Origin of the sequence: Arthrobacter sp. MMS18-M83 (genome assembly GCF_026683955.1) — a bacterium.
Taxonomy (GTDB): domain Bacteria; phylum Actinomycetota; class Actinomycetes; order Actinomycetales; family Micrococcaceae; genus Arthrobacter.
Genome location: NZ_CP113343.1, coordinates 166,752 through 179,854, shown reverse-complemented (window position 1 = coordinate 179,854; position 13,103 = coordinate 166,752). Strand labels below are relative to the sequence as shown.

The following is a 13,103-nucleotide window of genomic DNA, read 5'->3' as shown; positions in this document are numbered from 1 at the left end:
GCCATCGGTGGTAGCCAGCTTCTAAAGCGGCTCTTTAGTCTGGGTGCAGGGGACTGGCGCTCGGCTGCCGGCGCGGACGTGCCTACAGCACTAGACGCTGTCGCGAGTTTCCTTTCGGTAAGTGCACTGACCGGATCAGGTGCTGGCGCAAGACTGCGCGCGTCCCGCGGAGGGGGCCGGGGTAACTTCGTTGGGATTCCCCAACGGTGGCTCAATAATTGCTCTCCGCGTGGAGGAACCCCTGCTCTCAGCGCACCCGAATGGTCTTAGGCCTGCAGGGCTTTGGCCCAGAGGTTGATGTCGGATTCGACGGCGAATTCGTCGATCCTTTCGAGCTCATCGCTGGTGAAGTCCGGGCCCGATACTGCCGCCAGATTGTCTTCCAGTTGCCGGACGCTGCTGGCACCGATCAGGGCCGACGTGACCGGTATTCCCTTGTTCTGTGGGCGCAGCACCCAGGCGATGGCCATCTGGGCGAGGGTCTGCCCGCGCTGGGCTGCGATCTCATTGAGGCCCCGGATCCGCGTCAGGTTCTCCTCGGAGAGTTGGGTGTCCACCAGCGACTTGCCTGCGGCCGCGCGGGAGTCCTCCGGGACGCCGTGCAGGTACCGGGTGGTCAGCAATCCTTGCGCAAGGGGCGAGAACGCGATGGCGCCTGCGCCCACCTGCTCAAGACTCTGGAACAAGTTGGGGATGCCGCGTTCGGTCCAACGGTTGAGCATTGAGTACGAGGGCTGGTGGATCAGCAACGGGGTTCCAAGGTCCTCGAGGATGGCAACCGCCTCGAGTGTCTTTTCCGGGGAGTAGGAGGAAATGCCCGCGTACAGCGCCCTGCCCGATCGGACCGCTGTGTCGAGCGCTCCCATGGTCTCCTCAAGGGGAGTATCCGGGTCCGGGCGGTGGCTGTAGAAGATGTCCACATAGTCCAGGCCCATGCGTTCAAGGGACTGGTCCAGGCTCGAGAGCAGGTATTTCCTGGACCCCCATTCCCCGTACGGGCCAGGCCACATGCGGTATCCGGCTTTGGTGGAGATGACGAGCTCGTCGCGGTACGGCTTGAAGTCGTCTTTGAGGTGCCGGCCGAAATTGGTTTCGGCACTGCCGCTGGGCGGACCGTAGTTATTGGCCAGATCGAAGTGCGTGACGCCGAGGTCGAAAGCGCGGCGAAGGATGGCCCGTTGCGTCTCAAAGGGCTTGTCGTCGCCGAAGTTGTGCCAGAGGCCCAGTGAGACCGCCGGAAGTTTCAGACCGCTCCGCCCGACCCTTCGGTAGGGCATGGAATCATAACGGTCCTGCGCGGAGGCGTAGATCATGGTTCAGTTTCCTTCGGTTGCTGTCTTGTTCTAGCGGTTCTTGTTTGTCGTTTCGTGGGTGCAAGCAACGTCGGAGGCTTCTTCCAGAACCATGAGACCGATCCCGTCCCCAGCGTGTACCATCCGACGCCCGCGGCCCCCGTCGAGCCACACCCAGGCGGTAGTCCCATCTGCCGAGACCATGTCCAGCCAGCCTCTGGCAATCGTGCGGTCCCGGCTGATGAGGCCAACGTAGTTGCCCACCAACAGCTGCACCAGCAGCGAGGAGCCTAGGACCTCGATCCCGCCAAATACCCGGACATGACGTTCCCCCCAATCGCCGCGCTCTCGGGTTTCGTTTTTGACTTTCCTGGTGCTGTTCCGGGCATTCGAAACGGTACTGACCGAGTCGCCCGCTACGGCGGCGACGTCGCTCGTGCCAGACATCATCATCCTTGGTTCCTAGATTTAGCTTCGCGTGGGAAATGGGGGAGTTCCAGGGCGGACAAACAGCTTGGACGTCATTGACGGACGTGTTGAGCCGATGGACTCGATGGCCTTGCTTCCATGCCGATTGGTCGGCGCGAGCTGGCCGCCCTCAACAGCTTAAGTCCCCTGCGATCACCCGGAATGCGATGATCGTGGCCCTCTCGAACCTAGGATCGCCAGCCCCACCGAAGCGCTTTAGCCCAAACCCGGTGAAACTGTTCACTTCACACGTCTCGTCAAGAAGAAGGAACTTCGACGGCGGTCCGTGGCGTTCGCGCGACGCCAAAGGTGACGGTGCTGCAGCGGCCTGCGTTAAAGGGCATGGACAGGGTGGATGTGTTCGGGTTTGGCGATGTGGTCGAGGTGTAGCCGCAAGACTCGGAAGCGAATTCGAAACCATTCCACCGCCCACCCGGGTGGCCAGCCCTCCTCCCGAATAGTCCACCCGGCCGGGTAGTAGCCAGCCACACCGCATCAGGAACGAAACTGAGGTCAGGCCTCAATGTGTCATGGATCACAAACACCTGTTGAGGAATACGCCGCTGGTGTCACCGCGCCTCAATATACAAAGGAGTATCAATGGAACGGCTCATTAACATCGACAACGGTGGAACGCTGACCGATATTTGTGTCTGGGACGGTGAGAATTTTTCGTTCACCAAGACGCTCACCACACCTTTCGACCTCTCCCAGTGTCTCTTCGACGGCATAGCCAAGGCTTCCAAGGACATCTTCGGTGAAGAAGATCTTCCGGGACTTTTGCACTCCACGCGCCACATCCGGTATTCCACCACCCAAGGCACCAACGCACTTGTAGAGCGCAAGGGGCCACGGATCGGCATCCTCACAGACAGCCTCGCCCTGGCCGAAGAACTTCGCAAGGGCGACGCAGCAGCGGAGCTGTTCGACGACCTTGTCGGTACACGCATAGCAGTTGTCAACGCCGAACGGGAGATGGAGGAGCTATCGCAGGAGATCGTCAAGCAGGTCAACCGGCTGACGACTGACGGTGCGGCCAGGCTTGTCATCGCAATGGCGGACAGGGAGAAGGAAAGGGCCGTTAAGGGCATTCTGCTGCGGAAGTTCCCTCGCCACTTGCTGGGTTCGGTACCCATTCTTTTCTCTTGGGAATTCACGCCCGACGCCGTCCAGGGGCGCCGCGTATGGTCCGGAATCATCAATTCCTTCCTGCACCCCACCATGGAGCGGTTCCTGTACAGCGCTGAGCACCGGTTGCGCGACCATAAGGTCAAGAACCCGCTCCTGATCTACCGCAATGACGGAGCTTCTTCGCGTGTGGCTAAATCTGTGGCGTTGAAGACCTACTCTTCCGGGCCTCGCGGTGGACTTGAAGGAACAAAGGCGCTCTCTGAGGCCTATGGACTTGCGCATGTGCTGATGATCGACGTCGGCGGTACAACCACTGATGTCGGCTCGGTGAAGAACTCAACCATCTCGACGGACCGCCGGGGATCCATTCAGGGCATTCCGGTTTCCTTTGAGATGAGCAACGTCCACTCGAGCGGCGTCGGCGGCAGTTCTGTCATCGGACTCCGCGACGGCGTCATCACCGTCGGCCCCGAGAGCGTCGGGGCTGCACCGGGCCCGGCTTGTTTCGGCTTCGGCGGCAAGCAAGCCACCATCACGGACGTAAATCTGCTGCTGGGGGTCCTGGATCCGGACACCTACCTCGACGGAGGATTCATCCTCGACGCCGAGCGATCGCGTGCGGTCATCACCGAAGTCATTGCAGACCCTCTCGGGATAACCCTGAATGAGGCGCTGATTCGCATGGAGGCCGCCTACTTCGAACGCATGTCGCAGTCCTTTGCCAACGACGTCGAGGATGCGGACGCTACAACGGTTGCCGCGTTCGGAGGTGCAGGCCCGATGAGCGCCTGCGGCTCGGCACGGATCGCCGGCGTCCGCCGAGTGCTCGTGCCCGAAATGGCTGCCGTCTTCTCGGCCTTCGGAATCGGCTTCTCCGACATTGCGCAGACCTACGAGGCCAACGTGGCCGGAATGGACGCCGAAGAATTCGGGGCAAGCAAAGCGGCGCTGCTGGCCCGGGCGACCCGGGACATGTTCCAGGAGGGCCATGAAATCGACGAATGTCGGCTCGAATGGAACGTGGTGCTTGAAGACGCCGAAGGACAGCTGATTTCGGAGTTCCCATACTTGGATTCCGATCCCCAGCCCGGCACCCGCGAACACAACACCTTGCTGACCCTGACCGCCCGCTACGAACTGCCGCACGCGTCGATCAGACGAGCCGAATCAATCGCGAAGAGGCCCGCCGTCGCCACTTCTACCCGAAACGTCCGCTCCGCCGTGGACCAGGTCGATGAGGTCCCGGTATTCGAGCTGAAACGCCAAACAGCCGGTGCGTCGGCCGAGGGTCCGGCAATCGTGGAGGGCCCCTATTTCACGGCCCGCGTGCCGCACGGCTGGACCTTCGACGTGACGGTCTCCGGTGACCTCTTGCTTACAGACACCATCCAGAAGTGACCCCCACACAACCATCATTAAGAAAACAGGTGAGACAAGTCATGCGGATTCCAATGACGGAATATCTGATCATCGATCTCGACACGGAGCGGTGGACCTGCCGGGTCTGCAGCCATGACCTCGGCGACGCCCGGGGCAATTACAAGGAGGGAACCCTGGTTTACGACCGGGACCCGAGAGAAATCCATCAGTCGATTCTTGATCCGGAAAGGTACGAGTTCACCTTCGCTCCGGACCCCGCTTTCTGCAGGATTCTCGAGTTTTACTGCCCGGGTTGCGGGACGCAGCTCGAAACGGAGTATGTACCGCCGGGACACCCGCCGACCGTGGACATGCTCTGGGATATCGACTCGCTCCGCGAACAGTGGACGAAACGTGGAACCAACCCGGAGACCGTCATCAACTACGGACCCGGCGAAGATGCCATTGCAGACTTCAGCCCGGCCCTTGGTTCGTGCAACAGTCTGTCCCCGTTCGCCCGTCACTCGCACAGCTAAGGAAACCACTGGTCATGAAACGAATTTCCGTTGACATCGGCGGTACATTTACCGACTGTTTTTTCGCTTGGGACGGCCTGTACGTTGAAGCGAAGGCGCTGACAACACACCACAACCTGGCTCAAGGCTTCAATGAAGCACTCGACCTCGCCTGCTCGCGCGCTGGACTCGACCGCGATCTCGTTCTGGCGGAAGTCGATTCAGTCCGCTATGCAACAACCCTCGGCACCAATGCACTTATTGAAGGGAAGGGCCCGAGGGTAGGCGCACTCGTGACCCACGGTTTCGAGGACACCATCCCGCTCTCCCGGGGCCGTGGCTACGGCGAAGGGCTGGACCCTTCCAAGCAGCAAAATATGCCGGATGCCACCCGCCCGGATCCGCTCGTGCCCCGCAGCCTGATCCGCTCGGTCAAGGAACGAATCAACGCGGCCGGCAAGGTTGTCGTGTCCCTGTTGGAAGACGACGTCCGCACGCAGGTTCGCGAACTTGTGGACAACGGGGCAGAAGCGATCGTCGTCTCCTTGGTCAATTCGACAGAAAATCCCGTCCACGAGCAGCAGATCCTCGACATCATCCTGGACGAGTATCCGGCCCACGAACTCGGGGCTATTCCCGTTCTATTGGGAAGCCAGGTGTCCGGCCGAAAGGGCGAATATGTGCGGGCAACGTCCACTATTGTCGACGCCTTTCTGCACGAAATCATGTTCCACGCACTCGGGCAGTTGTCCAACAACCTCCGGGGTTCCGGGTATGACAAACCCATGCTTGTCATCCACAACTCAGGCGGCATGGCACAGTCGAATTCCACCGACGCACTGCAGACCATCCACTCCGGACCCATCGCCGGAGTAGGCGCTGCCCAGCACCTGGCTGACAGCACGGGGCTGGGAAATGTCATCTCCACAGACATGGGCGGTACCTCCTTCGACATCGGGCTCGTCCCCGAGGGAGGAGTCAAGCACTACGACTTCCAGCCGACCATCGGACGCTGGCTTGTCTCCGTTCCGATGATCCACCTGTTGACCCTGGGTGCAGGAGGTGGATCGATAGCAAGCTACGACCGCATTCACCACTCAGTGCAGATCGGGCCGGAATCAGCTGGCTCGGACCCCGGTCCGGCATGCTACGACCGTGGCGGCCTCCGCCCGACGGTCACCGACGCGGACCTGGTCCTCGGATACCTTGATCCGGACAACTACGCCAACGGCTACATCAAGCTGAACAAGAAGCGCTCCATCTACGCCATTGATGAGGTCCTCTCCGATGAACTGAACATGGACACTGTTGAGGTCGCCAAGATCGTCAAGAACGCCGTCGACGAGCAGATGGCCATCGGCATGTCGAAGGAGTTGCGCGTCCGGGGCTATCTTCCGGAGGACTTCACCATGCTGGCCTATGGCGGTAACGGTCCGCTGCATGCGTGCGGCATCGCCGACCACGCAGGTATACGCAAGATTCTCGCCCCGCCGTTCTCCTCGGTCTTCTCAGCCTGCGGAGCCGGCAACATGAAACCCCTCCATATCCACGAGCGGGGCTCACATGTCGTCCTGTACAACCCAACGGACCGTAGCCTCTACAAGAACTATGGCGAACTGAACCGTGTCATCCAGGAACTCGAAGCAAAGGGCAGGGAAGACCTCGTTCGTCAGGGTTACAACCCCGTCGACATCCGCCACAGCCTGGAGATGGACCTGCGTTACGGTAACCAGCTGGTGACCACAGCCGTCGTCTTCGACATCAACCGCGTGAATGGCGTGGCCGATGTGCTCCACCTGATCCGTACCTTCTCCGACATCTACGGTCAGCGCTACGGTGCTGGCAGCCAGGCTCCCGAGGCCGGGATCAGGGCACAGACCGTGCGGGTCTCGTCCTACGTGGAGGGTGACGTGGTCAAGTTTGACTCGATCGACTCCGGACATGACAGAACCATGCCGTCCGCAATCGGCACAAGGCAGGTTCACTTCGTGAAGATCGACGGAGCCGTCGATACGCCCGTCTATGATGCCGAAGCGCTGCACCATCAGCACGTCATCCACGGCCCGGCAATCGTAACGACCGAAAACACCACCTATCTCGTCGAACCGACCTGGCGCCTGGAGCCGACATCCCAAGGCGCCGTGTGGTTCCTCAAGGACTGATCCGTGCCCTGCGGATCCTCCACCTACCTTCCCGCTACTCCCATTGAAGGAGCTAAATAGCAATGACGCTTACAGCAAATGAAAACAGCACTACCGGTGGAGCCGCCGCCCAGCCGCTGACCGCCCAGGAACAGCAGTGGGTGGACCAGTTCATGGACGAAACCACCCTCTTCCTCGGCCCGGACCCGGCCATCATGCGCAGCCACCAGATCACCTCCCGCTCGGCCTACGAAGAGGAGTGCATTGCCAAGGGCGTGGACCCCATCCAGGTCGACCGCATCCGCAAACGGCTTGCCGGTGCCCTCGACGAAGGCTACGAAATGTGCGAGGCCATGGGTGCCGCTCCCGGTGCCAAATGGGGGGACCTGACGACAGCCATTTACACGGCCGAAGGGGACGTCACCTACCTGTCCTGCCACGGAGTTATCGCGTTCTCCGCGATCTTGCATCACCCGATCCGCTACATCATGAAGTATTGGAAGGACGAGCCGACCGTTGGGATCAATCCCGGCGACGGATTCATCCACAATGATGCCCGGTACGGAAACGTCCACAACACGGACCAATCGATGATCACACCGATCATGCGCGACGGCCAGATCATCGCGTGGGTCGCGGCAACGATCCATGAAGGTGAGAACGGCGCCTGCGAGCCAGGCGGAATGCCTTCGGGCTCAGAGACCCCGTTCGATGACGGACTGCGGATGTCCCCGTTCAAAATCGTTGAGAAAGGCGAACTTCGCCGGGATTTGCTGACATTCCTACAGCACTCGGTCCGAGACCCCAAACTGCAGCTGGCAGACCTCAAGGTCAAGATCGGTGCCGTTCAGCGAATCCAGGAACGCGTTGACAGCATCATCGAGGAAGTGGGCGTCGAGACGTTCGTAGCTGCGCTGCGAGTCACAGTCGAGGACGTGGAGCAGGAAGTCAAACGCCGCATCAGCGAGCTCCCCGACGGAACCGTGTCCTTCAACCAGTTCATGGACTCCACGCTCAAAGAAAACATCCTGATCAAGCTTGCCTGCAAGGTCACGGTCAAGGGCGACAAGATGACCGTGGACCTGAGGGGAACCGGTCCGGAAATCCTCAACCGGGCCATCAACTCCCCGCTGTGTTCAGTCAAGTCAATGATGATGCAAGCGATCCTTGCATTCTGGTGGCCGGACCTGCCGCGGTGTACTTCGGCGATGTCGCCCATCGACATCATCTCGGATGAACATACCTGGGCCGACGCCGGTTACGATGCGCCGATGGGTCAGTCGCTGCAGGCCTCGTTCCGCGCGTTCTCGGCCCTACAGACGGCCTTCGCCAAGATGCAGTTCTCCAACCCGGAGAAGTTCTCAAACGTCCTGGCTCCGTGGTTCAACCAGATCAACACCTTCCTCTGGGGAGGTCTGACCCAGCACGGGGATCAGGTGGGCAATCTGTGTGCAGACCTTAACGGTATGGGCGGCGGGGCCAAGGCGTTCCGAGATGGTGAAGATGCCGTCTCCCCACTGTTCTGCGCCATGGCTGACACCGCTGAACAGGAAGTCATGGAGGAGGAGGTTCCCTTCATGCAACTGGTCAGTAAGAGGATCGTCCGCGACAACCAGGGTTTCGGCAAGAACAGCGGCGGTATGGGCTACGAGATGATTGTCGCCGCTGAAGGAACGCCGATGTGGGGCTTCATGACGGTTGCTTCGGGGTCCAAGTTCTCCTCCATCACTGGGATGTTCGGCGGTTATGGTTGCAGCACAAACCCGCTTGCCATGGTCAAAGGCATCAACATCTACGACATCATCCGCAAGGATTCCAGCAAGTTCGATTTGTCCATGGAACGGATCATGAACGAGCAGCCCTACAAGGGCGGCAAATACAGCACCGCCCATATGGGCCTGCAGTTCGATGTCGCAAAGGACGGCGAGCTCTACATGATCGCCCAGGGCTCCGGAGGTGGTTACGGCGATGTCCTGGAACGCGACCCAGAATCGGTAGCCAAGGATCTGGAGCTCGGGCGCATTTCAGCGAAGGTGGCCACCAGCATCTACGGCGTCGTCTGGGATCCTGACACCTTTGTGGTGGACCACGAGGCAACCACCCAGTTGCGTCATGACTCGCGGCAAGCACGGATCGCCCGCGGCAAGCCGTACAAGGAGTTCCTTAAGGGCTATGTGAAGGCTGAGCCTCCGAAGGATCTGCTCTACTACGGGTCCTGGGGCGACGACACGGGGGAGCTCACCGCCACCCACTTCACCAGCAACGGCCCGGAACGGGTCAAAGCGACCATCGACAAATTGCCACTGATCATGCTTCCGGACCGCCGGGAAGTGAAGATCACCGAACTGGAGGAGAGAATTCGCGAACTGGAAATGAAGCACGGAGAAGTCGTCCAGCGCAAGTCCTAGCCCTCCAACGTAGATCCTGATTCGGGACCAACGCATTCAAAATCCCCTTCAGCGCCGCATCCTCCGGAATCCAGGACGGTGCGGCGCTGAAGGCCTGTAACAGCCAAAGTTCGGAGAAAGACGTCATGACCACTTCCACTGCCGCCACACTTGCCAACGTTGTTGCCTCCCCTCCCTCGGGGCGGGCGAAGGCCGTGGTGTTTGATCACCATGAGTACGCAGCATCCGTGATTCTTCGCGGCCATGCCGTGCCCTGGGACAACGCCACCGCTTATGCGGCTTTCTTCTCTCAGGCACAAGGGCTGCTCAGGCCGGACATCGCCATGTTGGACTTGAAGCGACTCTACGATCATCTGACAGCCGGAAATACCGGGCTCGAGACCGCAATGGCGGCTAGATCCCGGACGGGGTACGCGCTTCGGAGTTTGTTGGCAGACAATGACACAAACAAGGCCGTCCTTGAATTCGCCACGGTGTTCGCTCAGACTGCACGCCAGCCAGTGGTCCTGCGCATCCCCTCGCCGATGGAATGGCTCATCGCCACACACCGTTTCGGCGGCGCTGACAACCTGAGCGAACTGGTCGCGGACGACGCTGAAAACGCCTCGATGTACGTCAGCGACTGGCTACGCGCCTTCGCAGCACTGCCCGTCGCCGGCCTGTTGCTGGATAACCGCGCGCCTGACGAAGGCCTCGGACGCGTGCCCGTTGCGCTGGAGGCCTATACACCGATCGCCAACGTAACCAGCAATTATCGGTGGACGCTAGGGCAGTTGGACGACGAGCAAGTGCATCTGCAAGCCGACACTGCGGTGGGCGGGTATGTCCCTGGAAGCTTTTGGCTAGATCCGGATGTAGAACTTCCGTCCGCAGACTTTTACCTGGCAGAGATACCAAGCGCAGCACGACCGGAAGACGTGCTATTGCGGCTTGATGCCCTGAGATGACCGGCCGCGGCCATGACCGGCCCTGCAGTTCAAGCTTGCTTCAGCAAATGCCTGCGGCGCGCCTCATCCACACAGGCCTGACGGCCGCTCACGCCGAGGCTACTGAAAAGGTTCTTCAAGTACCACTTCACCGTGTTGATGCCCAGATGAAGCTCCTGGGCAATTTCGCGATTGGATCGACCCTTATCGATAAGCAGCAGAATGGTCTGTTCGCGTTGTGACAAGCCTGGCTCCGCGACAGAGGGCACGGCGGACCTGCTGCTGTACGGTGTCTCGCGTCGAGGTGCGGAACTTCCGCGGTTGACTGCAGCATTTGAATCCAGCCGAACCAGGAGACTGAGGAACCCCCTGAGATATGGGTGGTAGTCGTAGTTCGCCGTTCCCAGCCTCAGTTTTTCAGAGACGGTACGCACCAGTTCGGAGCAGGCAGTTCCGCCGTCCAGTACTGGCCTCACAAGGCCTAAGGTGCAACATGTGTTGAGCGCCGGGAGAATGGTATCTTCAGCCTCGTCGTGGAGGCCCGCCTGCTGAAGTGCCGCAGACAACAGTATGCGGGCGTGCAATTCCGACCGAGGGCCCAAGTATGCTGCAGCCCGCCCCACCAGAAAGCGGGCTGTCTCGACGGCTGCCAGATGCTCTGGGGTAGCTGCGTCAGCGGGGACGGCATCGGCCAGCGCCGACCGGACCTGGGTGGCAAGGAAAATCTGGTAGCTGGTTTCGGCCAGTCCTTCCAGCCGTACTCCCGGAGTCCCGTGCGCTACGGGAACGCCAGGGGCAAGGCCCGGTTGGAGTGTCCTGGACTTGAGGCCCAGCTGCACCCGTTCAAGATTGATGACGAGTTTAAGCCTCGAAAGCCCCAGACTGTCGGCGACGGAGTCGCCTTCGTCGAGTATCTCAGCGGCCTCAGATGAGTCGCCGCGAAGTTCCTTGATTCTGGCGAGAGTGGCAAAGGTGGAAGTCATGAAGTCCACGACTCCGCCTTCTGATCCCAGCTCATGTGTCTCTTCAAGAAGCCTTTCGGCTTTATCCAAATCGCCGCGTTCGTAAAGGAGTTGACCCTTCATGGCCCCGGCCAGTCGGGCGGCGTGCGAATGTCGTCCGGCGTGGCTTCGTCCCAGTTCGACAGCCAGGGCGAATTGCCTTTCAACCTGATCCATGTCGAGCAGCGCATAAGCAGCGAGGCCGGCAAAGCAGTGCCCGTAGACATTACTGAACGGGCCCGAGACCTGGTCATGAAACTTGTTCGCCCAAAGCTGCTGTTCCAATGCAAGTCCATACTGGCCGTCGTGAATTTTCTTGAATGTCGACAGATTGGCTCCGACCGAAACGATCCAAGGGCGAAGCCTGCTCGCTTGAGCGAAGCACTTTTCATCCAATTCTCCGACCCGGCTCACATCGTCACCGTACATATCGATGCAGCACTGGACGACGAGGCTTTCAACTCCGAGTTCAAAGCGGTCGTCGTCGCTCAACGTCGCGTCGAAGGACATCACGGCCTGCGCCTGGTCGAGGGCGACCTGCGCTTCTGCAGCCAGGTGCAGCAGCGTGTTTGCCCATGCGATGGCCATCTGGAGCCTTGCCTGGCCAGCAACACGATCAGCCGGGATTTTGCCCACGAGCGCAAGCAACGTCGCCATGCTCGAGTGCTCTACCAGCCACATCGCGCGGGACTCGACGATTTCTACGGCGAAGTCGATGTCACCCGCGGCCAGTGCATGGTCCACGGCGTCGCTCGGGAATCCGTTGTCCGAGTACCAGTGTGCTGCGGTCAGATGCAGCTCCCTGGCGCGTCCTGGGTAGTCGCGGTCCAGTCGGCGACGCAGATAGTCTTCGAAGAGATGGTGATAGCGGTACCAGGTACCGTCCTCGTCAAGCGGCTGCAGAAATAAGTCCCGGGCCTGGACCTGTTCGAGCATGGACTGCCCCTGTTCCACACCCGACAGTGCCGACGCGAGGCCGGCGCAGAGCCGCTCTGGAACGGACGAGGTCAAGAGGAAATTCAGCACATCCGGTTCCAGAGTGTTAAAGACGTTTTCTGCTAGATACTCGCCAATCGACTGATGCCCTCCGGATAGTCTTTCGATGAAGGCTGACGCTTCACTATGATCGCGTAGGGACAGGGACACGAGTTGCAGCGCGGCGATCCAGCCTTCGGTGGTCCTACAGAGGCTGGCGACGTCCTCTCCGCCGAGGTCTAGGCGGTTGATGTCAACCAGAAATGACTGGGATTCCGTCCGGTCGAACCGCAAGTCGACGGCATCCACCTCAACCAGTTGGCCGCGTACCATCAGACGCCCCAGCGGTAGCCCTGAGCGCGTTCGGCTCGTGATGATGAAGGAAAGATGCGCCCCGCCGGCCTCCAACAGGCGTTCGACGACGTCCAGGGTGCGTTTGTCTGTGACCAAGTGCCAGTCATCCAGCACGACGACTATTTCCTGAGCGCCTTCATCGATGGCATTGACGAGAGCGGGGATGACATATCGTTCTGCGTCATCGGGCCGTTCCTCGAGCAGCTGTTGCAGTTCGCCATCGAAACCCGGCCTTGCCCTTCCGATGGCTTCCAGCAAATGGGACAAGAACCAGATGGTGTTGTTGTCATCCCGGTCCAGGGAGAGCCACACTGTCGTTCGTCCTTGTGAAGCGAGAAGCTCCATCCATTGAGCTGCCAGGGTGGATTTGCCGAAGCCTGCCGGTGCATGGATCAGGGCCAGGCGCCAACCAAACTCTGCATTGAGAAAACCGCTCAGGCGGGTCCTGGGAACCCATTTCCCCACCGGTTTCGGGGGGCGGAACTTGCTTGAAGCACCGGGCGGCACTGCCGCCATCTGCCACCTCCTTGTGG

General features: G+C 60.3%; 8 protein-coding genes. 5 read left to right on the top strand and 3 right to left on the bottom strand.

Annotated features, from left to right (window positions below; genetic code table 11):
• Nucleotides 1-266: 266 nt before the first annotated feature.
• Nucleotides 267-1,313: an L-glyceraldehyde 3-phosphate reductase gene (mgrA, locus tag OW521_RS00840; RefSeq protein ID WP_268022116.1), complete on the bottom strand. Its 1,047-nt coding sequence runs from the start codon at nt 1,311-1,313 to the stop codon at nt 267-269.
• A 30-nt stretch (nt 1,314-1,343) separates the two neighbouring features.
• A complete protein-coding gene (locus OW521_RS00835) occupies nt 1,344-1,745 on the bottom strand; it encodes a hypothetical protein (RefSeq protein WP_268022115.1) in 402 nt (133 codons plus the stop codon).
• A gap of 615 nt (nt 1,746-2,360) precedes the next feature.
• Here OW521_RS00835 and OW521_RS00830 point away from each other — a divergent pair.
• The 5 genes from OW521_RS00830 to OW521_RS00810 all read left to right on the top strand — a co-directional run bounded on the left by OW521_RS00830 (nt 2,361) and on the right by OW521_RS00810 (nt 10,261).
• The gene (locus OW521_RS00830) at nt 2,361-4,289 is read left to right on the top strand and encodes a hydantoinase/oxoprolinase family protein (RefSeq protein ID WP_268022113.1); all 1,929 of its coding nucleotides are present in this window, start codon (nt 2,361-2,363) and stop codon (nt 4,287-4,289) included.
• Between the two features lie 53 nt (nt 4,290-4,342).
• The gene (locus tag OW521_RS00825) at nt 4,343-4,786 is read left to right on the top strand and encodes an acetone carboxylase subunit gamma (protein ID WP_268022111.1); all 444 of its coding nucleotides are present in this window, start codon (nt 4,343-4,345) and stop codon (nt 4,784-4,786) included.
• Between the two features lie 14 nt (nt 4,787-4,800).
• Nucleotides 4,801-6,927, top strand: a complete 2,127-nt coding sequence (locus OW521_RS00820) for a hydantoinase/oxoprolinase family protein (protein WP_268022109.1) — start codon at nt 4,801-4,803, stop codon at nt 6,925-6,927.
• A 62-nt stretch (nt 6,928-6,989) separates the two neighbouring features.
• Complete coding sequence (locus OW521_RS00815; RefSeq protein WP_268022107.1) at nt 6,990-9,314, top strand: hydantoinase B/oxoprolinase family protein; 2,325 nt, start codon at nt 6,990-6,992, stop codon at nt 9,312-9,314.
• A gap of 125 nt (nt 9,315-9,439) precedes the next feature.
• Complete coding sequence (locus tag OW521_RS00810; RefSeq protein WP_268022105.1) at nt 9,440-10,261, top strand: hypothetical protein; 822 nt, start codon at nt 9,440-9,442, stop codon at nt 10,259-10,261.
• Nucleotides 10,262-10,290: 29 nt separating this feature from the next.
• On the opposite strand, the gene OW521_RS00805 is transcribed toward OW521_RS00810, so the two are convergent.
• Nucleotides 10,291-13,086, bottom strand: coding sequence for a LuxR C-terminal-related transcriptional regulator (locus OW521_RS00805; protein WP_268022104.1), 2,796 nt, complete (start codon nt 13,084-13,086; stop codon nt 10,291-10,293).
• Nucleotides 13,087-13,103: the final 17 nt, after the last annotated feature.